This window comes from Edaphobacter sp. FHG110511_03, assembly GCF_059115365.1.
In genome coordinates, this window is the sequence record NZ_JBZYWL010000001.1 from 1,756,276 (window position 1) to 1,783,002 (window position 26,727).

At 56.3% G+C, this 26,727-nt stretch carries 22 protein-coding genes; 4 read left to right on the forward strand and 18 right to left on the reverse strand.

Features of this window, described 5'->3' with window-relative positions:
- Positions 1–31: 31 nt before the first annotated feature.
- Positions 32–952: a LysR family transcriptional regulator gene (locus AC5S26_RS07115; protein WP_494184154.1), complete on the reverse strand. Its 921-nt coding sequence runs from the start codon at positions 950–952 to the stop codon at positions 32–34.
- Positions 953–1,239: 287 nt separating this feature from the next.
- Complete coding sequence (locus AC5S26_RS07120) at positions 1,240–1,809, reverse strand: TetR/AcrR family transcriptional regulator (protein ID WP_494184155.1); 570 nt, start codon at positions 1,807–1,809, stop codon at positions 1,240–1,242.
- Between the two features lie 204 nt (positions 1,810–2,013).
- Here AC5S26_RS07120 and AC5S26_RS07125 point away from each other — a divergent pair, with 204 nt between their 5' ends.
- From AC5S26_RS07125 to AC5S26_RS07135, 3 genes are read left to right on the forward strand one after another with little or no spacing between them, the layout of a single operon-like run.
- Positions 2,014–3,201, forward strand: coding sequence for an efflux RND transporter periplasmic adaptor subunit (locus tag AC5S26_RS07125; RefSeq protein WP_494184156.1), 1,188 nt, complete (start codon positions 2,014–2,016; stop codon positions 3,199–3,201).
- Between the two features lie 12 nt (positions 3,202–3,213).
- A complete protein-coding gene (locus AC5S26_RS07130; RefSeq protein ID WP_494184157.1) occupies positions 3,214–6,378 on the forward strand; it encodes an efflux RND transporter permease subunit in 3,165 nt (1,054 codons plus the stop codon).
- A complete protein-coding gene (locus AC5S26_RS07135; RefSeq protein WP_494184158.1) occupies positions 6,371–7,810 on the forward strand; it encodes an efflux transporter outer membrane subunit in 1,440 nt (479 codons plus the stop codon). Before AC5S26_RS07130 ends, AC5S26_RS07135 begins: the two co-directional genes overlap by 8 nt.
- A 56-nt stretch (positions 7,811–7,866) precedes the next feature.
- Here the strand turns inward: AC5S26_RS07135 and AC5S26_RS07140 are convergent, their stop codons facing one another.
- From AC5S26_RS07140 to sdhC, 4 genes are read right to left on the reverse strand one after another with little or no spacing between them, the layout of a single operon-like run.
- Entirely contained in the window at positions 7,867–8,373 is a 507-nt protein-coding gene (locus AC5S26_RS07140; RefSeq protein ID WP_494184159.1) for a hypothetical protein, read from the reverse strand.
- 16 nt (positions 8,374–8,389) lie between these two features.
- Positions 8,390–9,145, reverse strand: a complete 756-nt coding sequence (locus tag AC5S26_RS07145; RefSeq protein WP_494184160.1) for a succinate dehydrogenase/fumarate reductase iron-sulfur subunit — start codon at positions 9,143–9,145, stop codon at positions 8,390–8,392.
- Positions 9,146–9,148: 3 nt separating this feature from the next.
- Positions 9,149–10,885, reverse strand: coding sequence for an FAD-binding protein (locus AC5S26_RS07150; protein ID WP_494184161.1), 1,737 nt, complete (start codon positions 10,883–10,885; stop codon positions 9,149–9,151).
- Entirely contained in the window at positions 10,882–11,640 is a 759-nt protein-coding gene (sdhC, locus tag AC5S26_RS07155; protein ID WP_494184162.1) for a succinate dehydrogenase subunit SdhC, read from the reverse strand. The genes AC5S26_RS07150 and sdhC overlap by 4 nt, the downstream gene beginning before the upstream one ends.
- Before the next feature lie 560 nt (positions 11,641–12,200).
- Between sdhC and AC5S26_RS07160 the strand changes: the two genes are divergently transcribed.
- Positions 12,201–12,650: a CBS domain-containing protein gene (locus AC5S26_RS07160; RefSeq protein ID WP_494184163.1), complete on the forward strand. Its 450-nt coding sequence runs from the start codon at positions 12,201–12,203 to the stop codon at positions 12,648–12,650.
- Between the two features lie 57 nt (positions 12,651–12,707).
- Here the strand turns inward: AC5S26_RS07160 and AC5S26_RS07165 are convergent, their stop codons facing one another.
- Genes AC5S26_RS07165 through AC5S26_RS07220 form a run of 12 tightly spaced genes read right to left on the reverse strand, consistent with a single transcriptional unit; the run spans position 12,708 to position 26,715 of the window.
- Positions 12,708–14,156, reverse strand: a complete 1,449-nt coding sequence (locus tag AC5S26_RS07165; RefSeq protein ID WP_494184164.1) for an NADH-quinone oxidoreductase subunit N — start codon at positions 14,154–14,156, stop codon at positions 12,708–12,710.
- A 2-nt stretch (positions 14,157–14,158) separates the two neighbouring features.
- Positions 14,159–15,646 (reverse strand): NADH-quinone oxidoreductase subunit M, encoded by a 1,488-nt coding sequence (nuoM, locus tag AC5S26_RS07170; RefSeq protein ID WP_494184165.1) that lies wholly within the window; start codon positions 15,644–15,646, stop codon positions 14,159–14,161.
- A gap of 9 nt (positions 15,647–15,655) precedes the next feature.
- Positions 15,656–17,530, reverse strand: a complete 1,875-nt coding sequence (gene nuoL / locus AC5S26_RS07175; RefSeq protein WP_494184166.1) for an NADH-quinone oxidoreductase subunit L — start codon at positions 17,528–17,530, stop codon at positions 15,656–15,658.
- 1 nt (position 17,531) lies between these two features.
- Positions 17,532–17,867 (reverse strand): NADH-quinone oxidoreductase subunit NuoK, encoded by a 336-nt coding sequence (gene nuoK / locus AC5S26_RS07180; RefSeq protein ID WP_494184167.1) that lies wholly within the window; start codon positions 17,865–17,867, stop codon positions 17,532–17,534.
- Complete coding sequence (nuoJ, locus tag AC5S26_RS07185) at positions 17,755–18,348, reverse strand: NADH-quinone oxidoreductase subunit J (RefSeq protein ID WP_494184168.1); 594 nt, start codon at positions 18,346–18,348, stop codon at positions 17,755–17,757. The genes nuoK and nuoJ overlap by 113 nt, the downstream gene beginning before the upstream one ends.
- A gap of 9 nt (positions 18,349–18,357) precedes the next feature.
- Positions 18,358–18,873, reverse strand: coding sequence for an NADH-quinone oxidoreductase subunit NuoI (gene nuoI, locus AC5S26_RS07190; protein WP_494184169.1), 516 nt, complete (start codon positions 18,871–18,873; stop codon positions 18,358–18,360).
- Between the two features lie 13 nt (positions 18,874–18,886).
- Positions 18,887–19,840: an NADH-quinone oxidoreductase subunit NuoH gene (gene nuoH / locus AC5S26_RS07195; protein ID WP_494184170.1), complete on the reverse strand. Its 954-nt coding sequence runs from the start codon at positions 19,838–19,840 to the stop codon at positions 18,887–18,889.
- Positions 19,837–22,554, reverse strand: coding sequence for an NADH-quinone oxidoreductase subunit NuoG (gene nuoG, locus AC5S26_RS07200; protein WP_494184171.1), 2,718 nt, complete (start codon positions 22,552–22,554; stop codon positions 19,837–19,839). The genes nuoH and nuoG overlap by 4 nt, the downstream gene beginning before the upstream one ends.
- Positions 22,551–23,825 carry an NADH-quinone oxidoreductase subunit NuoF gene (nuoF, locus tag AC5S26_RS07205; RefSeq protein ID WP_494184172.1) on the reverse strand — a complete coding sequence of 425 codons (1,275 nt, stop codon included), beginning with the start codon at positions 23,823–23,825 and terminating at the stop codon, positions 22,551–22,553. Before nuoF ends, nuoG begins: the two co-directional genes overlap by 4 nt.
- A 7-nt stretch (positions 23,826–23,832) precedes the next feature.
- Positions 23,833–24,297, reverse strand: coding sequence for an NADH-quinone oxidoreductase subunit NuoE (gene nuoE, locus AC5S26_RS07210; protein WP_494184173.1), 465 nt, complete (start codon positions 24,295–24,297; stop codon positions 23,833–23,835).
- 21 nt (positions 24,298–24,318) lie between these two features.
- Entirely contained in the window at positions 24,319–26,061 is a 1,743-nt protein-coding gene (gene nuoC / locus AC5S26_RS07215) for an NADH-quinone oxidoreductase subunit C/D (RefSeq protein WP_494184174.1), read from the reverse strand.
- Positions 26,062–26,079: 18 nt separating this feature from the next.
- Entirely contained in the window at positions 26,080–26,715 is a 636-nt protein-coding gene (locus AC5S26_RS07220) for a NuoB/complex I 20 kDa subunit family protein (RefSeq protein WP_494184175.1), read from the reverse strand.
- Positions 26,716–26,727: the final 12 nt, after the last annotated feature.

The window sequence follows — 26,727 nt, forward strand, 5'->3', positions numbered from 1 at the left end:
TCGTAGGATTCACGCAGGTCGTTGTTCCGCCTTATTCCTCGGACGGCGCAGAGCCAACAAATCGGTGAGCATTCTTGAGAAGTTCGTCCACAATCACGCGGATCTTTGCAGGTAACGTTCGCGTTCGCGGCCACAATAAGGTAATTGGCATTTCTCCGCCAGACATACCGTCAAGTACAGTGATGAGTTTTCCGCTCTGGATGTCATTTTGAACCATCCAAAGCGGCAACTGCGCAAGGCCTCGTCCTGCCTTGACAGCAGCCAGCACGATCTCCAGGTCGCAAAATTCGTGTTTGGCCGGAACAAAGTGAGGAGCAAAAGCGCCGTCAGCCCGACGCAACAGCCATGTGGCATGGCGGGACAGCTGCCATCCGACGATGCAATCATGCTCTGCAAGATCAGAAGGATTCAACGGGATTCCACGCTCCGCCAGATAGTCCGGTGCAGCACAAATCACCAACTGCTGCGCACCCAGTCGGCGCGCAATCAGGTCCGCTGTGTCATCAAGCGCGCCAATTCTAACCGCAAGATCGATGCCTTCACTTATAAGGTCCGGTCGGCCATCGGAGAAGCTGACCTTGAGCAAAATCGCAGGACACCGCGACGCCAGCTCGAGTAATACCGGCATCACGAATAGTCGCCCGAAAGCGGTGGGCAGGTCGATGCGAACCTGACCTGCTGGTGTGTTTTGCGAAAGTTTGAGAATGCTCTCGCCGCGGTCGAGTTGAGCCAAAGCGGCGGTACTGTTCTCCAGCCACGCCTCCCCCTGAGAAGTCAACGTCAGTCGCCGAGTCGTGCGATGAAGTAGTTTCGCTCCGAGCCTTGCTTCGAGGCGTGATACAGCGCGTCCAACCGCGGATTTGGTAATGCCGAGCTGGTCAGCGGCGGCGGTGAAACTGCCTAACTGCGCAACAGCGACGAATTCTGCGATGCCGTCGAACTGCATATTCATCAAGATTATTGTAGCTTATGGCGCAACTATGAGTCGCAGCGAAGGGCCCTTGTCAAGCGTTTTTACCGCGATTAGTATGAGTTCCAATGTTGCTGCAATATGCATAATCGATAGGAGTTGCGTTGCAATGCCGTTCTTAGTTGCCCCTTATGATCTTGTCCCTATCCGCCTCAAAAATCGTATCGTTATGGCGCCGATTGAACGTTCCGTGCTCGAAGCCTTTCGCAGACTTTAAACGCTAAATCTGTTCAGACGCTTAGTCCGCCAGAACAGGAACAGGCGAAATCTTACGAAGTGGAAGCCCGTTCCGAGCTTGGCCACACCCGAAGCGCTAGTTTGCCGATTTCCATGAGGGTATCCCTGTTTTCCCCTGCCCGCGCCAGAAGCGACATCCCGAAAAGCGTATTTCTGAAGAACAATTGCAGCACTTGGAGGTCCGCGGATTTAGGAAGCTCCTTATTCCGTACGGCGCCTCGGAGCCGTTCCATCCAGATTGCTTCTGAGAAGTCGCGCAGCCTGTTTACCTCTTCCTGCAATTTCTCATATTTAGGCGAACAGGTCGGGAGAGCAAGGGAGAGCATGGAGCCCTTGGGCTGATCGCGGCGCGTCATCTCAGATGCTGCTACTTTAAGCAGGTTTGCAAATCCTTCCTTAGCAGTTTTGCCCTTGCTAATCGCAGTTTCGTAGATACGCCCTCTACCACGTAGATAATGATCGACCGCTTCGAGATAGAGCGACTCTTTGTCTCCGAACGAAGAATAGAGGCTTGAAGTCTGGATACCCATCCCCGCTGCCAACTCATCGACGCTGGTTTGTTCAAAGCCGCGATTCCAAAAGAGCATCATCGCGGCTTCCAATGCATGGTCTCTATCAAAAGTCTTTGGGCGGCCCCGCTGTGTCATGCATTTCCTTTATGCAGTATTGGAGCACACATCAAAAAAGTTGCACGAGTCAGAATCGAAACAAGACAGATCTTCATCTATTCTGTAACGCCCGTTCTAAAAACAGGTTTTGAGATACCCCAAGCGAGACGCGAGCACGTCCCCCGTACCGGAGAACTGATGCAGGCATTTATAAAGGAAAAGTCATCACAAGCGCTACTGTTGGCCATTTTGAGCGCCTCATCTGCGGCCGTTGGTTGCAAGCAGGCCCCCAACGCAACGCCTGCACTGGCTGTCGCCTCTGTCGAAGCGGCGCCAGTAATTACGAGGCCTATCCGCGTGTCCGACGAGTTCAATGGCCGCGTCTGGGCGACGGATTACGTGGATATTCGGCCGAGGGTTACCGGATACGTCGACCGGATCGCGTTCCGCGAAGGCCAGATGGTTCGGAAAGGCGACCTTCTGTTCGTGATCGATCCGCGCCCGTACAAAGATGCTGCCGACAGTGCAACGGCCGAACTGGCCCGACAGCACGCAGCTGCTGATTTTGCCAAAATCCAGTCGGACCGTGCGGAACGGCTCAAGCTGTCCGATGCAGTCTCTCAGGAAGAGCAGCAAAACCGGGATTCAGATCTTCTCCAGAGCGGAGCACGGGTCAAAGCGGCAGAGGCTGCTGTCGCCTCCGCGGAGCTCAATCTCTCGTATACGGAAGTACGCTCTCCCATTAACGGCCGAACTAGCCGTACCCAGTTGACCTTGGGAAATCTCGCTCAGGCAGACCAAACCGTGCTGACCACGATCGTTTCAGTGGACCCAGTGTGGGTTTACTTTGATTGCGATGAACAGAGCTATCTGCGCTTTCAGCAGAGTGCTCGTCGCGGTAGTGCTGTTGGTTCTGACAACCCCGTGCGCGTTGCTCTCGCGGATGAAGAGGGCTTCCCGCACGTCGGACACATCGATTTTGTCGATAATGCGCTCAATCCATCCACCGGTACTATCCGTGCGCGCGTTGTACTCCCGAATCCCAACCATACGTTGACTCCCGGCCTGTTTGCCCGCGTGCAATTGCAGAGTGCGGAACCTAAGCAAGCTATCCTGATCGATGACAAAGCGGTTCTTACCGATCAAGACCGGAAGTATGTCTATGTTGTCGGTCCGGGTGATAAGGCGCAGCGGAAAGACATCGTACTTGGCGGATCTGTAGACGGACTCCGTGTAGTGAAGTCTGGATTGTCTTCTGACGACAAGGTCATCGTCGGAGGTCTCCAGCAAATCTACTTCCCAGGGGCTCCCATCAAGGCGAAGACGGCGACGATGGAATCCCTAGTCGCGGAATCGGCCAAACCCGCTGCGGCTGGGATCAAGTAGGAGATTGGGACCATGGATTTCTCAAAGTTTTTTATTGACCGTCCTATCTTTGCGATTGTGCTGTCTGTCATCATCTTCAGCCTAGGACTGATCGCGATCCCTATTCTGCCTTCGGGCGAATATCCTGAGGTTGTGCCCCCCAGCGTGGTGGTTCGCACCAACTACCCGGGAGCGAACCCGAAAGCGATTGCTGAGACCGTTGCAGAGCCACTCGAAGAAGCCATCAACGGCGTCGAAGGCATCATGTATATGAAGTCGGTCTCCGCGTCTGACGGCAGCCTCCAGGTGATCGTCACCTTCCGTTCGGATGTGGATCCGGACACGGCAGCTGTCCGCGTACAGAACCGGGTCAGCCAGGCCCTGTCCCGCTTGCCCGATCAAGTAAGACAGTTCGGTGTCACAACGCAAAAGCAGTCACCGACTCCGCTAATGTACGTTGCTCTTGTCTCGAAAGACGGCAAGGCTGACTCACTCTATCTCCGTAACTACGGAGTACTTCATGTCAAAGATGAATTATCGCGTTTGACGGGTATCGGCGATGTCCAACTGCTCGGATCTGGTGATTATGCCATGCGCATTTGGCTCGACCCGAATCGTTTGGCTTCTCGCAGTATGACCTCGGACGATGTCGTCAATGCGATCAGAGAACAGAACGTTCAGGTCTCTGCTGGTCAGCTTGGCGCGGAGCCGTCGCCCAACAAACCTGACTTTCTCACCTCGATCAATGTCCGCGGACGTCTGACGACCCCGGAAGAATTTGGAAATATTGTTCTCAAGTCCGGCCAGAATGGCCAGATTGTGCACCTGTCGGATGTAGCTCGTATTGAACTCGGCTCGAGTGACTATACGCTCCACACCTATATCGACACACGAGATACAGCGATCATCGGTATCTTTCTTTCGCCAGGCGCAAATGCGCTCGGAGTGGCGAAGACCGTTTACGCCAAATTCGACGAGCTTTCTAAGCAGTTTCCGCCTGGCGTCGAATACAAGATGGTATGGGACCCGACCGTCTTTGTTCGCGAATCGGTGCGTGCTGTCGAGCATACATTGATCGAAGCGGTTATCCTCGTCGTCCTTGTCGTCATCGTCTTCCTGCAAACGTGGCGAGCCTCCATCATTCCTCTTGTCGCCGTACCTGTCTCAATCATTGGTACGTTCTCCTGGCTCTACGTTCTGGGGTACTCCATCAATACCCTGACGCTCTTTGGACTCGTACTTGCCATTGGCATCGTGGTGGACGATGCCATCGTGGTAGTCGAAAACGTTGAGAGGTTCATCGAGCACGGGTTGAGCCCCCGTGACGCCGCCCATCGCGCCATGAAGGAGGTTTCGGGTCCAATCATCGCGATCGCTCTCGTACTCTGTGCCGTCTTCGTTCCGATGGCATTCCTCACGGGTATCACCGGCCAGTTCTATAAGCAGTTTGCAGTGACCATCGCGATATCGACTGTCATCTCTGCAATCAACTCGTTGACCCTTTCTCCAGCTTTGGCTGCGAAGCTTCTTCAGGGCCATGGGACGCCAAAGGACTGGTTTGCGCGGGCTATGGATCGCAGCCTTGGCTGGTTCTTTCGCCCCTTCAACCGCTTCTTTCAGCGGAGCTCCGTTGCCTATCAAGGAACCGTTGGACGAAGCTTCCATACTCGTGGCCTCGTATTCCTCGTCTATGCCGTACTCGTCGGATCGATCTTCTTTCTGTTCAATCGCGTACCTGGAGGCTTTATCCCGACTCAGGACAAGCTCTACCTATTTGCCGGCGCGAAATTGCCGGAAGGGGCTTCGCTCGCTCGTACCGACGCCGTCCTGAAGCAGATGGTCCATGCCGCTCACGAGGTAGAGGGAGTCGATATGCTGCCTGCGATGTCCGGCTATAACGCGCTGCAGGTTACGAACACACCCAACCTCGCAACGTCGTATATCCGCCTCACGGGATTCGAGGAGCGCCATAAGTCCGCGCAGCAGATCGTAGGTGAGATCAACCAGAAGTACTCCCAAATTCCGGGTGCCATCACCTTCGCCTTGTTGCCTCCACCAATACAAGGGCTCGGCAACGGGTCAGGCTACTCGCTTTACATCGAAGATCGTGCAGGTCTTGGTTACGGAGCTCTCCAGAATGCGGTCTCCGCATTCCAGGCCACCGTGGCACAGACCCCCGGTATGACATTTCCGGTATCTTCCTATCAATCGAATATTCGACAGCTTGAAGTGCAGGTAGACCGCGAAAAGGCGAAGGCGCAAGGTATCGCCTTAACGGATGTCTTTGACACTCTTCAGACCTATCTCGGCTCTGTATATGTCAATGACTTCAACACCTTCGGCAGGGTCTACCGCGTAATGGTTCAGGCAGACAGCCAACACCGCCAGCGCCCTGAAGACATTACCAATCTTCGCGTGCGTAACGGCAGCGGAGAGATGGTGCCGATCGGTTCGGTCGCGACGATCACTCAAACCTTTGGCCCTGATCCCGTGATGCGTTACAACAACTACCCCGCCGCGGACCTGATCGGTGACGCGGACCCACGAGTTCTTTCTTCAGGACAGGTCGTCGAGAAACTCACCGAGATCTCAAAAAAGGTACTTCCTCCCGGTATGGTTCTCGAGTGGACAGATCTCACGTATCAGCAGACCAATCAGAGCGGCGCCGCAGCTGTCGTCTTCCCACTGGCGATCCTGCTTGTGTTCCTCGTTCTGGCTGCTCTATATGAGAGCTGGACCCTCCCCCTGGCGGTCATCCTGATCGTTCCGGTCTGCATCTTCGCTGCTCTCTTTGGGGTTTGGCTTTCGGGCGGCGACAACAACATCTTCGTTCAGGTAGGCTTGGTGGTGCTCATGGGACTTGCCTGTAAGAACGCAATTCTCATCGTCGAGTTTGCCCGCGAACTTGAAATCCATGGCAAGGGCACGATCGAAGCCGCCCTTGAAGCCTGCCACCTCCGCCTCCGTCCCATCATCATGACTTCGATCGCCTTCATCGCTGGCTCTGTTCCGCTGCTTCTTGGACACGGGGCCGGGAGCGAGGTAAGAAAGGCCACTGGCATCACGGTGTTTTCGGGAATGCTCGGCGTCACCCTGTTTGGATTGTTTCTGACTCCTGTGTTTTATGTCGTCTTGCGCAAATGGAGTGGAGTGGCCCTCCATGAGGAAAAGGAGGAGACCGTCGATGCGCTTGTCTAACATTTTTTTCGCTGCGATCATCACGGTAGGCACGGTCGGTTGCTCAGTCGGCCCCCACTACCAGCGTCCGAGTGTTGCGCTTCCTACGCAGTTCACGGCGCCATCTACGCGGATTTCACCGGATGCTACAGGCCAAGCCACGACTTCCGATGCGGAGTTTTGGCACAGCTTCCGGGACCCAGAGATGACAGCGCTCGTAGAGCGCGCCTTGGCCGCCAACAACGATCTACGATCTGCTCTTGCTCACTACGATGCTGCGAATGCCTTGTGGCGTTTGAGCAAGTTCGATCGCTATCCCACGGTAACCGCGAGCGAAGACGTGGGCCGCCAGAGGCTCGCTGCGAACCAGGCATTCGGCTACCCGAGGAACTATCGATATTCCAACTCCACTATCAACGCCAGCTGGGAGCTCGACTTCTTCGGGCGCATTCGACATAACGTGGAACTGCAGCACCAACAATTACTCGCAACCGCCAATGACCTCGCCGCAATGCAGGTCGCGATTGTAGGAGAACTCGCTGCAACCTACATCGATCTTCGAGGACAGCAGGAACGGCTTCGTGTCGCCCAGCAGAATGCCGACAATGAACAACGCACGGTCAAGCTGGTTGAAGCGACGTATGCGGCGGGGCGAGGGACGCAGTTTGATACCGCCCGAGCGCGCTCACTCTACGAAAGCACGACCGCTCGCATCCCCGGCTTGCTATCAGCGATCGCTCTCGACGAACATCGCTTAGCCGTCTTGTGCGGTCAATCACCCGATACATTGGTCAGCGAACTTGACGCGCAGAAGCCATTGCCGGACCTTCCGGAGCGGATCGACCCTGGTACGCCTGCGGATCTTGTTCGGCGACGTCCCGATGTAAATGCCTCCGAGGAGCGCCTCCATGCGGCAACCGAACAGATCGGTATCAATACTGCCGACCTGTTTCCTCGAGTTAACTTTGCCGGCCTTCTCGGGATAGCTCAATTCCATTCCGATACGATTTTCGATGGTGTCAGTCCGACGAATCTGGCGGCGCTCAACATCGACTGGTCGTTCCTGGATCGAGGCAGAGTGCGTGCAAGGATCGCCGCCAGCCGAGCGGACGGCGATGCCCAACTCGCTCAATACCAGCAGACGGTCTTGTTGGCCCTTGAAGATGTTGATAACGCACTCGTACGATATGCCCGCTCCCGGGAGCAAAGCGACCAACTTCGTCAGGCTGCATTCGATAGTAAACGCGCCGCGGACCTCGCAAATGTTCGATTCAAAGAGGGAGCCACCGGGCTGCTCGATCTTCTGGACGCCCAACGCGTCCAGCTTCAATCGGAAGATGCCTACGCAACCAGCCACCTTGACAGCGCAAGCGCGGCAATCATTCTCTATAAGTCGCTAGCTGGTGGTTGGCCACAACGGGCTCCGCAGCCGGTAGGAAACAGAAACCCTTGAAGGGCATTCATTCTTGCCGCTCCTCAAAATCCTGATTGGCTGTCACTGAGGCCGGCCTACGTAGGAGGTGCGTCCTGCACCTCGAACGGGGTGGGTTCCTGTTCCCATACGTAGGCCGTGGTTTGCAACAAACGTACACAGCGATTCCAGCGAAGGATAGCATCGTCGTTTCCTGCGGGACGGACCTTTTCTGCCTCTCCAAGCGAGCGCATCGCGTGCTCGAAGAGAGGCAGCACCATATAAGGTGGCTGTCCGGCGCGGAGCTGCGCTTTCGCACGCCGTTCATACGCAATCCCTGTGTAGTAGAGCTGCTCGTAGCGATCATTGAGCTGAAGAAAGGTTTGTTCCGCCTCGCGGTCCCGATCGGACGAACCACCCGCGAACTGATCCGTGAGCGCGAGTCCGAGTAACCGCAATGCAAGTTGATGCTGCGGTTCGATGGCCAGGATATCGCGACAGATCGACTCTGCTTCTTCCGGTTCGTTTAGGCTGCGGTAGAGTTGCGCCTTTGCGAGGGCCTCGGTGATGCCCGCGGTTGAGATGCGTTTCAGTTCGTATGTCATGGCGCCTCCTTTACTGCTAGGCTTTTCCGGCGCTCCGGATCTTGCGGACTAGCATGAGCAGTGGATCATAGTATTCATCGACTACCCGCTCCTTGAGCGGGATGATGGCGTTGTCGGTGATGTGAATATCTTCGGGGCACACCTCAGTGCAGCACTTGGTGATGTTGCAGAGGCCCAGGCCCAGCTGCTCCTTCAGCACATTTGCCCGCGAGATGCCGTCCAGCGGATGCATGTCAAGCGAAGCCGTACGTACGAAGAAGCGGGGACCGCCAAACTCTTCCTGTTTGTCGTGCTCGCGAAGAACGTGGCAGACATTCTGGCAAAGAAAGCACTCGATGCATTTGCGAAACTCCTGGACGCGATCCACATCCCGCTGGTACATCTTCCACTCAACGTATGGTTTTGGCTGAAAAGGCGGGATCTTCTTATTCACTTTGAAGTTCCAGGAGACATCGGTCACGAGATCCTTGATGACCGGGAATGATTTCATGGGCAAGATCGTGATGGGCTCGTCAAGGGGAAGAGCGTCCATGCGCGTCTTGCAAGTGAGCCGCGGACGACCGTTGACCTCAGCTGAGCACGAGCCGCATTTACCTGCCTTGCAATTCCAGCGAACGGCGAGGTCGGGTGCATGGTGTGCTTGAACTGAGTGCAGTGCGTCGAGCACCACCATTCCCGGAACGAGCGGTACTCGATAGTCAACGGTTTCGCCACCTTCCCGGTCACCCCGGAAGATCTGTAACGTCGCCTCTGCCAACGGCACCTCAGCCATGACTTAGCCTACTTTGGTAACTCCACTGTCTTCTAGGAGCAATTGCTTCAGATCATCCGGCATATCTAGGACGGGGGATTCGAAGAGCATCATGTTGTCCCCATTCTTCACCACGACATTATGCATCTTCCCCCAGGCATCATCCAGATGGGGGTAATCGATGCGACTATGGGCGCCTCGGCTCTCGCGGCGCGCCAGCGCGCTGCGTGTGACCGCTTCTGCGACCGTCAACATGCTTTGCAGATCCTGCGCCAGATGCCAGCCCGGGTTGAAGAGCCGTGAGCCTTCCACATATACGCGAGCCGTGCGCTCTTTCAGTTTGTCGATCTCCGATAGAGCCCCGCGCAAGTCTTCTTCGTTACGAAAGATGCCAACTAGACGTTGCATGAAGCCCTGCAAATCAGCATGTATGGCGTAAGGGCTTTCGCCGCCGGAGCGCTCAAAAGGCAAGAGCATCTGTCGTTCCGCATCCTCAATTTGCGAAGAATCGATCGCAGGGGCTGAGCTTCGTTTGGCATGTTCCGCGGCTGCCAGTCCCGCTCGCCTGCCAAAAACCAACAGATCAGAAAGTGAATTGCCACCCAGCCGGTTTGCACCGTGCAAACCGGCGGCTGCTTCTCCTGCCGCAAAGAGTCCCGAGATTGAACTCTGTGCCGTCTCCGCATCCACACGGATACCTCCCATCATGTAGTGACACGTTGGGCCTACCTCCATAGGGCCTTTCGTGATGTCCACATCCGCCAGTTCCAGAAACTGGTGATACATGCTCGGCAGCTTTCGCTTTACGTACTCGGCCGGCTTGTGAGAGATATCGAGAAACGCGCCCCCGTGCTCGGTGCCGCGCCCCTCACGCACTTCGGTGTAGATCGAACGAGCGACAACGTCTCGGGTGGAAAGGTCGAGCCTCTTGGGGTCGTAGCGCTCCATGAATCGTTCCCCATTCTTGTTGCGCAGAACGCCACCCTCGCCGCGCACCGCTTCGGTCACCAGAATGCCTTGCACGCCCGGTGGCCACACCATCCCGGTCGGATGAAACTGGACGAACTCCATATCCGTCAGATCGGCGCCGGCGTCATAGGCGAGCGCCATACCGTCCCCTGTGTACTCCCAGGAGTTCGAAGTGATCTTCCAGGCTTTGCCGATGCCACCCGTGCAAATGACAACAGACTTGGCCTTGAAAATGACGAAGCGGCCTTGCTCACGCCAGTAGCCGAAAGCGCCGGCGATGCGGTCACCATCCTTGAGCAGTCGCGTAATGGCGCACTCCATATATACGTCGATGCCCATATGCACACCGCGATCCTGCAACGTGCGGATCATCTCCAACCCGGTGCGATCACCGACGTGACACAGTCGTTTGAAGGTGTGGCCGCCGAAGGCGCGTTGCAGAATCTCGCCATCCTCGGTGCGATCGAAGAGGGCGCCCCATTGCTCCAGCTCTCGCACGCGTTCAGGGGCCTCCTGAGCATGAAGCTGGGCCATGCGCCAGTTGTTAAGGAGCTTCCCTCCGCGCATGGTGTCGCGAAAGTGCGCACGCCAGTCATCCGACGTATCCACATTCGCCATCGCAGCCGCGATCCCCCCTTCTGCCATAACCGTATGCGCTTTGCCAAGCAGCGACTTGCACACGACCCCGACGCGTACGCCTTGGGCCAGAGCTTCGATCGCAGCCCTGAGGCCCGCGCCACCCGCGCCGATGATGAGTACGTCGTGCTCGTGGGTTTCGTAGGCGGTAGTCACTGGAGGCGAATATCCTTTAAGAAACCCGAGGAGACCATGCGCACGTAGAGATCGGCCAGGCCCACTGAAATGAGACTCATCCATGCATAGAGCATGTGGCGTCCATTCAAACTGCTGAGCCATCGCCACGCAGTGTGACGCGTGGGACCAAACGACGTGCAAGAGAAGCAATCGAGCTTTCCTCCAGCTAGATGACGCAGGGAGTGGCACGAAAAAGTGTAAAGGGTCAGCAAGACGATATTTGCCAGCAGGACAAGTGAGCCCACTCCGATTCCAAATCCGTCCGGGAAAAAGAACGCGCGAATTGCGTCCCACCACAGGAACGCGAGAAATACAAATGCAAGATAAAGGAACCAGCGATGCAGGTTTTGCAGAATAAACGGAAAACGAGTCTCGCCGCGGTACGCCCCTTTGCTTCCTTCGCCTACCGCGCAAGCCGGCGGATCCAAAAAGAACGCGCGATAATACGCCTTCCGATAGTAGTAGCAGGTTGTGCGGAATCCGAGCGGCCCCGCCAGAATCAAAAGTGCCGGAGAAAACCGCCACCAGTGGTGGTTAGGGTCGATCAGCGGAGAATAAAACGGAGAGATGTAAGGGCCCCACTCATAGAACTTCCCTTCGAAGGCTCGGAGGGTAGCGTAGATGCCGAACGCGCCCAGGAGCATGGCAACCGGCACAACTTCAACCCACCACGCATCGCGCCGCTGCGTGCTGCCGAAACCGTCGATCTGAACAAGTACAGAAGGCTTCGCCATGGGTTCCCCCACGTCGGTCATATACTAGCCACAAAAGAACCTTTTGCAAATCAGAAATTTATGACTCTGGCTTGGGTAGAAGGCCGGTCTTGACGCAGAACAGTTCTCGCACGCAATAAACGCAATTGGGCATGGGAACTGAAATCCCTGCGACGTCGGCGAATTCCTTGACGGAACCCAAAGATCCTGCTCAGGTTGCCACGATGAATCGCGTCGATAATGAACATACCTGCGGTCTTGATCGAACAGAAATGACAGGGATAGCGAGACGCGGCGCATCTTCAAGTCCAAGCCGGTCTTGTCTTAGAGCTGATGGACCGACCTGTTCAAAGTAATAGTGGAGGTCGAGTAGCGAGAGAACCAGATTTGGGCGTATGATTTCGGACCGAGTGACGGTCTTCTTCATTGGGTCGTGCGGGGTGAAACTACGAAGGTTCTGTCTTTCAGTAGAGAGCGCCGCGACCCAGAGCCCCGACACATAGCTACTGGTGTTCGGTGCGCCTGCCTCGTTCCTCCTTTTGAAGGCCACTCTATGACGCAACTGCGTGTCAGGAGTTGCTATGAGAGTCTTCGATCCGGTGTGTTTGATTCTACGGAAGAAGGGTACAGAGGTATGGCGTGTACCTTCTGATGCGACTGTCTATGATGCCATGAAGGTGATGGCGGACAAAGACGTGGGTGCGTTGCTGGTTATGGATGGCGAGCACCTGGGAGGCCTCGTTTCGGAGAGGGATTATGCCCGAAAGGTGATCCTTCAGGGGCGTTCGTCGAGGGAAACCCCGGTGCGCGAAATCATGTCTGAGCCGCTGATTACCATCACCCCCGAGTGTTCTGTGGATGAGGCCATGCGGCTGATCACGACGAATCGGATCCGCCACCTTCCGGTGGTCTCCGAGGGCAAGGTCCAGGGGGTGATCTCGATTGGAGACCTGGTGCAGTGGATCTCCTTCGCGCAGGATCATACCATCGAACAACTCGAGCATTACATCGAAGGGAAATATCCCTGCTAGACCGTTCTGACTCCGGTTGATTGTTTTTTGGGCTGGTGCTGGCTGATCCTTCCATGATTAGCTGAGGTTGTGTGCCGCCGCCACGATGACGTTCCAGAAAGGCGTCGGAACTATGCCAAGCAGGAACACGAGACCAGTAAGAGCCGCCAGCGCCAGAGTCGCCGGAAGAGGCAGAGGCTGCGTGCTGGAGTCTTTTGCTGTAGCAGGCTCTACCGGTTGGGCATACATGACGACAAGGATGCGCAGATAGTAAAACAAACCGATCGTGCTGCTGACGACGAGAGTAAAGAGAAGTACCCATTGAGATTGGGAAGCACCGGCGGTAAGGATATAGAACTTGCCGAGGAATCCCGCGGTGAGCGGCATTCCTGCGAGCGAGAGAAGCATGGTGGTGAACGCGGACGCGACAAGCGGTCTACGCCAGAAGAGCCCTCGATAGTTGTTGAGCGAAGAAGCTTCCGATCGCGAGCCGGAGAGGATCGTCATCGTACCGAAGGCTCCTAGGATGGTCACCAGGTAGGACATGAGGTAATAGGTGGCTGCCGGAGCGCCGAGTGTTCCACCAGCGAGCAGCGCAACCAGCAAATAGCCCATGTGCGCAATGGACGAGTATGCAAGGATCCTCTTGACGTTGGTTTGTCGCAGTGCAAGAAGATTGCCAGTCAGCATGGAGGCTATAGCGATGATCGAGAGGACCAGGCCCGGCGCTCCTGCCAGTCCCTCTCCCTGCGAGTAAAACCAGCGCAGGAGCAGCGCAAACATTCCACCTTTTGATACGGTGGCGATGAACGCAGTGACCGGCAAGGGCGCGCCCTCATAGACGTCCGGCGTCCAGAGGTGAAACGGAACAACCGCGAGCTTGAAACCGATCCCCGTGAGAGTGAGCATCAGGCCTGTCAAAAGAAGAGCCGAGCTCGCCTGGCCGGTTGAGCTAGTTATCGCAGTGAGTTGGGAGAGCTTCATGGATCCTGATTCCGAATAAATGAGAGCAAGACCGAACAACAGAACGGCTGATGACGACGCGGCCAGAACCAGATACTTGATCCCCGCCTCGATAGCCACTCGTTCTGTGCGAATGTATGCGATCAACGCGTAGAGCGACACGCTCAACAATTCCAGCCCAAGAAAGAAGGAAGCGAAATTACCGCTGGCGGCAAGCACCATTGCGCCTGTGGTTGCCAAGAGTACAAGGAGGTAAAACTCCTCACGATGTTCTTGACGGCGATTCAAGTAATCGTAGGCGAACAGGAATACAAATACTGAGGCGATAAGGAGGATCGCCATATAGAGAAATGAGTAGGAATCGAGAATCAGGGAACCAGTGACCTGTTGCGGCGCGACGGACGATGCAAAGGGGAGGCTTCCGAGTCCGGCGGCCAGGCCGATGAGCGAAATTGCGGCAGCAGTCCTATGATTACGCCGGATTGCAATTGAGAGCATTAAAAGAACTGCGGTCGTCGAAACTATCATCAGCGGAAACAATGCGACAAAGTCAGCGTGGCTCATCTCTATCTCCTGACTATCTCCTGTGAAAATGCGATTTGCTGCGCGGCAGCTAAGCCCGGGCGTATGGTGTGCAGCACCGGATGCGGATAGAGGCCTATCCAAACAAGACAGATCATCATCAGACCAAGGACTGCCCATTCGCGAGGTCTCATATCCGGCAGTTTCCAATGATGACGGTTGGGCCCTTGAAACGCGCCTTGCGCAAACCTCAAACCGTAGAGAGTGGCAGCAAGAAGACCCAGAGTGGCGAAAATGGCGAGACGAGCGTTCGCCCGATAGGTTCCTAGCAGGACGAGAAATTCACCCACGAAGTCCCCAAGTCCTGGAAGCCCAAGTGAGGCCATGGCGAACACAAGACCTGCCCCGCTCAATGCTGGCATGGTCTCCCACAGGCCTCCCATCTGTGAGAGCTCGCGCGTGTGCAGTCTTTCCTGAAGCAGGCCCGCGAGGATGAACAGGGCGCCGGTACTGATTCCATGGCTGACCATCTGGACCACGGCGCCTTCCAGCGCGATTTGATTTCCGGCGAAGATACCGAGCAGCACAAACCCCATATGGCTCACGCTGGTGTAGGCAACGAGGCGCTTGAGATCGGTCTGGCCGACGGCAAGCACCGCACCATAAAGAATTCCTATTACTCCAATGGTCATCATAAGGGGGGCCAACTCACGCGATGGGCCGGGAAAAAGCGGCAACACAAAACGAATCAGGCCATAAGCTCCTGTCTTCAGCAAGAGCCCTGCCAGTACGACGCTACCTGCGGTGGGAGCTTCAGTGTGTGCATCGGGAAGCCAGGTGTGGAAGGGGAGCGCAGGCAGCTTCACGGCGAAGGCGATGAGAAATCCGAGCATCAGCAGGCGCGCCGCGCGGGGCGATAGCGACGTGTGAAGTAACTGCTGATAGTCGAAGGTGTAGACACCGGTTGACTGGTGATGGAGAACGGCGAGCGCAACGATGGCAATCAACATCAGTAGACCGCTCAACTGGGTAAAGAGGAAGAATTTTGTCGCGGCGTAGATGCGTCGTTCGTGCCCCCATATGCCGATCAGGAAGTACATCGGCACCAGCATCAACTCCCAGAACAAATAAAAGACGAAGAGATCCACAGCCAAAAAGACGCCCGTGATCCCGGCCAGTACCCAAAGCAGGTTGAAGTGGAAGAAGCCGACTTTTTCCCGGATCTCGGTCCATGAAGAGAGGACCGCCATGACGCCAAGAAAGTAGGTCAGCAGCAGCAATGTCAGACTTAGCCCGTCGATAGCGAGATGAAAGCGTATGCCGAACTGCGGAATCCAGGCGAAGTTACATTCCATAAGCCAGCGTTCCGGTGTCTGGCCTGGCTCCACGATCCAAATTCCGAGGCACATTGCCAGATCTACCATCACGCTCATGAGGGCAATCCAACGTGCTGCATCTGGGCTTCGACGCGCAACGATCCAGGACGCGATGCCACCGACAATCAGAATCACGATGAGACTCGGAAGAATCATGCCAGCACCTCAACGTGTGAACAATGCAATAGCCAGGATCACGACGGTGCCCATTGCAAGACCGGTTGCGTACCAGCGCAGGCGTCCGGTTTGTGTCAACCGTAATGCACGGTAACCCAGCACGGTCATCTGCGCTATGCCGTTGACCGGAACGTTCACCGGATCGCTTGCGCACTTGCGGACGAGCCACTGGAACGGCCGGACCAACAACCGGTCGTACATCCAATCGAATCCCCAGCCGGCGAGCCAAAGTTGTTCGAAGATATTTGTGACGGGGTGTCGCGCACGCTGCGGCCCAAAGAGCAGGTATGCAAAGCCGAGGCCGAATGCAAATACAGTACTCGCGCAGAGCGCGGTGATGGTCTCGGTGATCGGTCCTATGTGCACCTCTTCGAGCGGCGGCAATGCACTGCTTAGGAAGTTGGAGAATGCAGGGGATCCGCCAAAGTGCGGCGGCGTATCCACATATCCGCCCACAAGCGACAGAAGGCAAAGCACCGTCAGCGAGAGGCACACCGCGAGACCGCTCTTTGATCTAACGTGCGACTGCTGTGGACCATAGAAGGCCAACAGGATCATCCTGAAGGTGTAGAGCGATGTGAGCAGAGCACCGGTCATGCCGGCGGTCCAGAACCAGGCATTTCCATTCGGGCCTGCCCACGATTGCCACAAGATGAGGTCCTTGCTAAAGAATCCTGCAGTGATAAGTGGCAGGCCCGCCAGCGCCGAACCGCCAATCACGAATGACCAGAAGACAAGCCGCAACTCGGAGCGGAGTCCGCCCATACGATACAGGTCCTGCTCATGCACGGCATGGATGACCACTCCGGCAGCCAGAAAGAGAAGGGCCTTGAAGAAGGCATGGGTCATGAGATGGAACATGGCTGCCGACCACGCCCCCAATCCAAGCGCGAGGAACATATAACCGATCTGGCTTATCGTGGAGTAAGCCAGCACTCGCTTCATGTCGCGCTGGGCAAGTGCACTGAAGGCGGCAAGCAACATGGTGACGGTCCCAATGATTGCTACTGCGAATTGAACGACGGGCGCCAGGGAGAAGAGCGTATGCGTGCGCGCAATCAGATAGACGCCTGCAGTCACCATGGTCGCGGCGTGAATCAGCGCGCTGGTGGGAGTAGGACCAGCCATGGCGTCCGGCAACCAGGTCTGGAGGGGTAACTGCGCGGATTTACCGACCGCACCGCCCAGTAATAGCGCTGCTGCCATCAATGCAATGCTGCTGCCGGGGCTCCACTGCGCTGCGGCTCGATGCATGACTTGCTGGATGTCCAGCGTTCCCAGCCGGGTGAACAGGAGAAACAGTCCGAGTGCGAAGGCAGTATCGCCGCAGCGGGTTACGATAAAGGCCTTGCTGGCAGCACGCACGTTCTGCGGCTCGCGATACCAGAAGCCAATCAGCAGGAAGCTGCAGAGTCCGACGCCCTCCCATCCCAGATAGAGCAACAGGAGGTTATTCGCCAGCACGAGGGTGAGCATCGACGCCACAAAGAGATTCATGTAGGCAAAGAATCGAGCGTACCCTTCATCGTCGCGCATGTACTCAACCGAGTAGAGATGAATGAGGAAGCCGACGAAGGTAATTACGAACAACATAATCAAGGAAACCGGATCGAGATAGAAGGCGATCTCAGGCTGAAATCCGCCGCTTTCCATCCACGTCCACAAGTGCTGTACATAAATGTTGCCAGCGGGCGGAGATGAGATGAACTCGGCGCCAACTAGTAAGGTAACGACCGCAATAAGTCCGATAGAACCGGCGCCCATGACTGCGACCGCACGGCGTGGCAGGCGGGAACCGAATAGGGCGAGCAAGGCAGCACTAGCGAATGGGATAGTCACGATAAGCCATAGCAGTTGGAACATATCAACCTTTCAACTCGTTGGCAGCGTCCACATCCAAAGCGAGTTGCCGCTTGTGGTAGAGGAGTACGAATGCCAGTCCGACCGACACCTCGGAGGCCGCCATGGCGAGAATGAATAGGAACATAACCTGGCCGTCTGGCTGTGCCCACCGCGACCCTGCCGCGACGAATGCCAGACCACTTGCGTTGAGCATGATCTCAATGCACATGAGCGTGAAGATAAGGTTACGCCGCGTGAGAAGTCCCGCGAGACCCAGTATGAACAAGATCGCCGCGAGAATCAGTGCGTGCTGCATCGGTATCGGTGACATATTTTCTCTCCTCTCCCGCAATGGCATGGCGTCCCATATGAAATGCACCGACCAATCCCGCCATCAGCAACAACGACGCGAGTTCCACTCCAATCCAGTACTCACTGAAGAGCGATATGCCAACCTGCTTTGGACTCACGGCGTTCGCGAGAGAAGTCGTGATGGGCGATGTGACGGTGCAGTAAACCAGTTCTCCCAACAGAATCAGGGCAAGAAGAGTGGGCCAGAACCAGTTCTTTGGCTTCAGCCACTCACGTTCTACCTCCATTGCGTGCTCTGCCAGATTGAGCATCATGACGACAAAGACGAAGAGCACCATGATGGCTCCCGCATAGATCATGATTTCGAGCGCCGCTACAAACGGCGCTCCCAGCGCATAGAAATCCACTGCGACAGCCAGTAACGACACGATGAGATAAAGCAGCGCGTGAACTGCATGACGCTGCGTGATGGCAAGAAGTGTAGCGACGATGGCGAGAAATCCTGCGAGATAGAAGAGTAAGGCCATGGCGTCTTCTCAAGGCATCAGATTGTGGATATCGACAGGCGCCAGTTCGTTCTCCGCCTGCCCCTTGTCCTTACCGCCGATAGCAACTCCGGCGACGCGCCAGAAGTTGTAGTCGGGATACTTTCCAGGACCGTCGATCATCAGATCTGCTTTCTCATACACAAGATTTTGTCGCTTGTACTCGCCCATCTCCGTATCGGGAGTCAACTGAATGGCATATGTGGGGCACGCTTCTTCGCAGTAACCACAAAATATGCAGCGAGAAAAATTGATGCGGAAAAACTCCGGATATCTTCTCCCATGCTCATCTTCAGTTGCCTGGAGCGAGATGCACGCCACAGGACATGCCACGGCACAAAGGTTGCAGGCGACGCAACGTTCTCCGCCGTCGGGGTCGCGGGTGAGAACAATTCGTCCCCTGTATCGAGGCGCGAGATAAGCTTTTTGTTCGGGATACTGAACGGTGACACGCCGTGCAAATGTGTGCCGGAAGACCTCCCACAGAGAGCGCACCAGGCTGAGCACAAAACGCCTCCCTTCAGCTACGGACCAACACGATAGCTCCCGTCACCAGAAGATTCACCAATGTGAGGGGCAGCATCACCTTCCAGCCCCAGGACATGAGCTGATCAAACCGCGGCCGGGGAAGCGCCGCACGAAACAGGATGAATAAGCAGATAAAAAACATCGTCTTCACGGCAAACCAGACTGCCGGAGGAAGCCAGGGGCCAAGCCAACCGCCAAAAAACAACAAAGTAATCGTTGCCGAGACGAGGATGACACCAATGTATTCGCCGACGAAAAACATCCCGAACTTCATCCCTGAATATTCCGAGTGAAAGCCCGCAACCAATTCGCTCTCCGCTTCGGCAAGGTCAAAGGGCAGCCTCCGCGTTTCGGCAACGCCCGCGATGAGAAACAGGATGAAGGCGAGGAATTGAGGAACCACGAACCACAGTCCCCGCTGCGCTTCGACGATGTCGGTAAGACGGAATGAGCCGGCCAGCATGACGGCGCCAAGGAGCGACAGCCCCATGAAGACTTCATAGCTCATCATCTGCGCAGCGGCACGGATTCCTCCGAGAAGCGAGTATTTGTTATTGGAAGACCAACCCGCGAGGACCACGCTGTAAACGCCCAGTGATGACATCGCCAGAAGGAAGAGAACGCCGATATTGAGATCGGCGATCACGAATCCCGGAGCAAACGGTACGACTGCGAACGATATCAGCGCGGTAGCCACAACAATCGCAGGTGCAAGGATAAAGACTGGCTTGTCGGCGAAAGGTGGAACCCAGTCTTCCTTGGTAAAGAGCTTGATCGAGTCTGCAACGATCTGTCCCAGACCGAAAGGCCCGACGCGGTTTGGACCATACCGGTCTTGCCACAGTGCAAGCAGACGACGTTCGACCCAAATCAACCCGGCTGACAAATTAAGTACTACGAATAACACCACGACGATGATCACCAGAGGAAAGAGGCTCGATCTCATAGAACACCTCTCGACGAGAGTTCAGCTCCAACGGAGGCGAGCTTGCAGAAGGCGGGGAGTTGTACCCCGTCAAACGCAGGCAGACCTGCAGGCAGGCCGGCTAGACCGCGAGGTAGGTCGGCGCGCAACATGACCTCGAGTTCTAATTGGGAGTCTTCAACGACTATCTTGATCAGCTCGCCCGCCTTCACGCCCACCCACGAAGCTTCCACTGGGTTTAATGCGAGACAGGGGCGCGGCAATAGTTGCGAGATACCCTGCGCGTGCCGGCTGAGCTCCTCCGAACCGAAGATCTGAAAGATAGGAATGATAAGCCATTTTCCGGACTGCAATTTGAAACCAGGAGGAATTGTAGAGAAGTACTGCCAACCTGATTCCTGCGACGGTTCGAGCAAACGAACTCCAGAATCGCCACCGCGTAGTGGTCCCCCAATCTCGCTTTGAAATTTGTTAACCGCCTGCACAGAGTTCCATCCGGGCGCCCAGAAGAAAGGACGCAACGAAGACGGGACCGATTCCGGACCAGATTCCATCGAGAAGGCCAGTGCGGAATCGGGATCGTTGGGCGGCCTGGGCTCGTGCACGCTGATGTTGGCGAGCATCGCTGTGCGGCCGCTGTACCGGCTCGGTTCGCGAGCGACCTTGCCAACAGCGCTTCGTGGGGGAGCGACCTTCGGGAGAGTTCTGAATGCCGGTATCTCTGCAGCCATCGCTGATGTGAGGTCGTCAAGGCCATCCCATTGTGTCTCGCTCCTATAACCCGCTGCCACGGAGCCCTCACGCAACCATCGCCAACTTGCCTGCACGTCGGTGCTGGGGTCGAGAGCCTGGAAGAATCGTTGCGCACGTCCTTCGCTGTTCACGAGTGTGCCATCCGATTCGGCAAACGTGCCAGCGGACAGCACAAGTTCTGCTGCTTCCGTCGTGGCGTTAACAAGATGATCGAGCACGACCAGATGCCGGACGCCATGCAATAACGACGCTAACTCGTTTGCAGAGGCACGGCGGAATAAATTGTTTTCAAGGACGATCAACGTACCTGCCGGTTCGCTCTTGATCGTCCGGAACGCCTCGGAAAGCGGGTGGGGCTCCAGCAACGAGAGGCCGAAGCTATTGCACTCCGGCGTGGTGAAGCTGAGGCTTGCCGGTAGCCCTACTTTGCAGAGAGCCCAGCTAATCTGTGCCGCAGCTTTAATGACACTTTGACTGCGGCAGCTTGCACCGGAGACTACCAGAGGACGTTGAGCTCCCAGCAACGCTGCAGCGATATCAGCGGCCATTGCTTCCAGCTCTGGCGAAAGCCCTGTCACCGCTGGCGCGGAAACATCGATCGCATGTGCGATGGCGAAGCCCAGCCGCGCCAGATCGTCCGGCGCGGCGTGATAGGTAGCTGTCGCGATGTCATCAAGCTTTGTTGCATAAGGAGAGGCAATGAAGAGCGGCCCCTTCGCGTCCTGCACCACCTCTCGTACCGCGTGGTCCAGCCATTCAGGGATGTGTAGACCTGCGGCGATCCGCATGGGAGCTTGACGCACGGACTGGCGCAGCCGCAGGGCCATGATCGGCGCAACATTAGTTAAATCCTCGCCAAGAACTAACACGGCATCCGAATGCTCCACTTCATTGAGCGAGGGAGACCGCGCCGCACCCTCACGCAGGATACGGATCATGGCCGAGAACAAATGCGTTTCTTCGTCGGGGACTCCGGCGAAGAAACGATCTGGGCCGACGAGTCCACGCAGCGCAAAATTGGCTTCCAAAGAGGCTCGTGGCGACCCGATGCCGATTACATTGCCTTCGCGAAGGACGGCGGCAAATCGTTCCAATGCCTCGTCCTTTGTGGCTGCTTTCCCGTCCACGAGTGGGTGGCGAATGCGCAAACTGCTCTCGACGAATTCATAGCCGAACCGTCCGCGATCACAAAGAAAATAGCCATTCACCTCGTGGTTGTAGCGATTCACTACGCGGCGAAGCGTGCCGTATCGCTCGCCGGCTGTAGTGGTGCAACCCAGTCCGCAAAGTACGCAGATCGAAGGTGCCATCTGAAGGTCCCATTTGCGCGTGTAGTGACGCTTGAGAGTCGCATCCGTGAAGACACCTGTAGGGCAGATCTCCACCAGATTGCCGCTGAATTCGCTCTCTAAAACGCCGTTTTCGTGCCGGCCATAGTAGATGGAGTCGCGCAGGTGAAAGGCATTCAGATCATGCCCGCCCGCGTATTCGCGATAAAAACGTACGCAGCGCTGGCACTGAATGCAGCGGTTCATCTCATGATTCACCAGCGGGCCGAGATACTGATTGCGAAACGTTCTTTTACCAAAGCTATAACCGCGCAGTCGGTGACCGGTCATCACAGTCATGTCTTGAAGATGGCACTCGCCGCCTTCGTCACAGACCGGGCAGTCGTGCGGATGGTTCTGCATCAAGCCCTGAATTACCGCCGCCCGAAAAGCTACGGCTTCAGGATCGACAATCGAGATACGAGTATTTTCTGCGACCGGCGTCATGCAGGCCATCACGAGTTTTCCTGTGGTGTCGTGCTCATCGCGGAATTGTTTGACTGCACACTGGCGGCACGCCCCCACCGATCCTAGCGCTGGATGCCAACAGAAATAGGGCAGGTCATAGCCCAGCGAAAGGCAGGCGTGAAGGAGGTTCTGTTTGTGGTTGGCCTGCCCGGGTTCATTGTCGATCAAAATAGTCGCCACGGTCATGTCCTCCAAGGACACCGGTGTTCATCGACGTGCCGACGGAAATCATCGGCGAAGTATTTCAGCGCGCTCTGAAGTGGTTCCATTGCTCCGGGAGCAAAAGCGCAGAATGTATTGCCAGGAGCAAGAAATCTCGTCTGGAACCTTAGCGTTTCGAGATCGCAAGCGCTGCCCTTGCCTTGTTCCATCGCCAACAGAATTTTTTCCGTCCACGCCAGCCCGCTCCAGCATGGCGTGCACCAGCCGCACGATTCCTGCGCGAAGAAATGCTCGAGGTTCCAGACCATGCCTACCGGACACGTCTGGTCATCCAGCACAACCATCGTTCCGGTGCCTAACCGGCTTCCCGCTTTCTGCACACTGTCATAGTCCATGGGGGTGTCTAGGTGTTCCTCCACCAGAAAGTCCGTAGACGCTCCGCCGGGCAAGGCCCCGCGAAAGTGCAAGCCATCGCGCATTCCCCCTGCATAATCCTCAAGGATCTCCCGCATCGGAGTCCCCATTGGAAGCTCCCAGAGGCCCGGCCGTTTGACTTTGCCACTGACGCCATAGAGCTTCGTACCACCGTCTTCGGTGCGACTCAGGTCTCGGAACCAACCGGCCCCATGGTTCACGATGTGATGAACGTTGCAAAGCGTCTCTACGTTCTGGACGATGGTCGGTTTTCCCCAGAGTCCTGAGATCTGTGGGAATGGAGGCTTCGTTCTCGGGTGCGCCCGCTTGCCTTCGAGCGCATTGAGCAGTGCGGTCTCCTCGCCACAGATGTAGCGGCCAGCGCTGGCGTGAAGATGAATCTCGAAGCTATAGCCCGACCCAAGGATGTTGCGCCCGAGGTAGTTGCTCGCTTGCGCCTCGACGATCGCCCGGGCAAGGCGCTCGTAGCACCGCTCGTACTCTCCCCGCAGAAAGATATAACCGAGGTCGGCCTCGATCGCATAGGCGGCGACGATCATGCCCTCGATCAACTGATGCGGATCGCGTTCCATCAGCGCGCGATCTTTGAACGTGCCTGGCTCCATCTCGTCGGCATTTGCAACCAGATACTTCGGATGAGGTGCTTCTTTTCCAATGGGTACGAAGCTCCACTTCATGGCGGTGAGAAAACCCGCACCTCCCCGCCCGCGAAGCTTCGACTGCTTCACCGAGTCGGTGACCTCAGCTGGCGTTTTGAGAAGCGCTTTGCGAAGGCCTTGATACCCTCCACTGAGTTCATATTCTTTGAGGCGTACTGCCTCTCCGTCGGTTCGGAAGTTACCAGTCAGTGGTTTCTCCATAGAACACCTACTCGTACTGTGCTACGACTTCCTCGATCCGCTGCTCGTCAAGATCTTCGTACAACTTCCCGTCGACCATCATGGCGGGTGCGTGATCACACGCACCCAGGCAGACGATGGGCAACAGGGTGAAGCGTCCGTCTGCTGTCGTCCCACCGAGCGTTGTACCCAGGCTGCTGCAAAGATGATCAGTCACGCGCTCACAGCCCATGATCCAACATGAGACACTGTCGCAAACCAGCGCGACATGCCGCCCCACAGGTTTGCGCCGAATCAGGTTGTAAAACGTCGCGACCCCATCCAGATCAGCAACTGAAAGCCCAAGAAGCTCCGAGATGTCGCGCAAGCTTTCCTCCGAGACCCATCCGCGATGTCGCTGGACAAGCAGCATAGCCTCAATGCTCATGGCCTGCTTGTTCGGATAGTCCGCAAGCTTCGTCTCAATCGCTGTTCGTTCCTCGGTGGTCAGCATCGCTTCACTTCCTACTCCGTATTACCGGTCGATATCGGCGAGTACATAGTCCAGACTTCCAAGAATCGCCAGCAGGTCTGGAATCATAAGTCCCCGGCAAAGCACCGGAAGCATCTGCATATGCGGGAATGACGGTGTGCGGATGCGCGTCCTGTACGAGCCAGTGCCTCCGTCGCTGATCAGGTAGTAACCGTTATTGCCTTTGGTTCCTTCGATTGCGGTCATCGCTTCCCCCGCTGGAATGACTGGACCCCAGCTCACGCCAAGAAAATGATGGATCAGTGTCTCGATGTCTTGCATGGTACGTGCCTTGGGTGGCGGCGTAGTAAGGGGATGCTCTGCGTTATATAGGCCTCCCGGCATGTCGTCGACACACTGCTGGATGATGCGAAGACTCTGACGCATCTCCTCAATGTGTACCACTGCGCGGTCATAACAATCGCCAGAACGACCCACTGGTATATCAAAGTCGAGTTGGCTGTAACAGGCGTAAGGCTGCTTCTTTCGAAAATCCCATTCGAGTCCGCAGGCGCGCAGGTTTGGGCCCGTCACGCCCCAATCTATCGCTTCACGAACTGTGCAGCCGCCGACCCCCTTTGTGCGCGCCTTGAAAAGGCCGTTGTGCATGACGGTGCGATCGTATTCATCGAGCCGGCTTGGTAGGTATTGCAGGAATTCACGGAATAGTCCGTCCCACCCATTCGGGAGGTCTTGTGCAACACCGCCGATGCGAAACCAGTTCGGATGCATGCGCGCGCCGCAGATCGCTTGGACGATGCCAAAGGCTCGTTCGCGGTCATTGAAGAGATAAAACACCGGCGACATTTGGCCGAGATCCTGTGCGAAGGTGCCGTACCAGACCAGATGGCTGATGATGCGAAAGAGCTCTACCATCATCACGCGAATCATCTGACCCCGTGGCGGCACCGTAATGCCTGCGAGTTTTTCGACTGCTGTCAGGTAGGCGAGGTTATTCATCACACCGCCCAAATAGTCCACCCGGTCGGTGTAAGGGATATAGGTGTGCCAAGTCTGGCGCTCGCCCATCTTCTCTGCGCCGCGATGATGAAATCCTATGTCTGGCACGGCATCGACGATGACTTCGCCATCAAGCTGGAGAGCGATGCGCAGAACGCCATGTGTACCCGGATGCTGCGGCCCTACGTTCAAGAAGAGAAAGTCCAGACCGTCATGCTCCCGCGACATGCCCCACTCTTCAGGATGGAACTGCAACGCCTCCTGTTCGACGTCCTCCTTTTCTTCAGAAAGACGGAAAGGCCCCATCTCCGTCGCACGGGCTGGATGGTCCTTGCGCAAAGGATGTCCCGACCATGTCCGCGGCATGAGAATACGCACCAAATGTGGATGCCGTTCAAAGACGATGCCGAACATGTCCCACACCTCGCGCTCATACCAGTTGGCCGCAGGGCAAATGTCGGTGATCGTCGGCAGTGCGATTTGGCCTTCGTTGAGCGCGACCTTTAGCCGGACATACGCATTTCGCTCAAACGAGTAGAGGTGGTAGACCACCGAGAAGTCGCTCGGCGGTTGATCCTTGCGGTGCGCACGTCCGCGCTCGTCGATCGCCGTCAGATCATACAGCATCGCATATGGGTCGGGGGCGGAGCGAAGCGAGCGCACCGCTTCGTGAATGTCATCCTTCGAAATCCAGAATGTAGGGATATCATCGCAGGTTGACTGAGGCACACTGGGAACACCCAATTCATGCCGTAGTTCCTGATCGAGGATAAGACCGCTCGCCATACAACACCACCGGTGCCACTAAACGCTATCGGGAGTCCTGAGCACGGTCAGCAACTGCCGCTGAGGTCGCTTCTGGTCTCGCATCGAAGGCATCTCAGGCCGTTCCACGCCCTGCGGCCCAATCACCCAACTCAGCGGCCGCTTTTCTTTTCCTACAGCATCACGCAACAACAAAACACCTTCGAGAAATGCATCCGGACGAGGCGGACAGCCAGGCACATATACGTCTACGGGCAGAAATTTATCCACCCCCTGCACAACGCTGTAGATGTCATACATGCCGCCTGAATTCGCACACGAGCCCATGGAGATCACCCAGCGCGGCTCCATCATCTGTTCATAAAGGCGTTGGATGACAGGAGCCATCTTGATAAAGACCGTACCGGCGATCACCATGAGGTCCGCTTCACGCGGTGTGCCGCGTATCACTTCAGCGCCGAACCTCGAGATGTCATATTTGCTGGTAATGCTCGTAGCCATCTCTACAAAACAACAGGAGAGACCAAAGTTGAAGGGCCAGACGGAGTTCTTGCGTCCCCACGCAACAAGGTCTTCGACGCGGGACAAGATCAGAGTACGGCGGATCGCTTCATCAGTAGATTCAACGGTTTTCTCAGCCTGAGGAGCACCAGGCCGACTGATCGACCAGCGCATAACGCACCACCG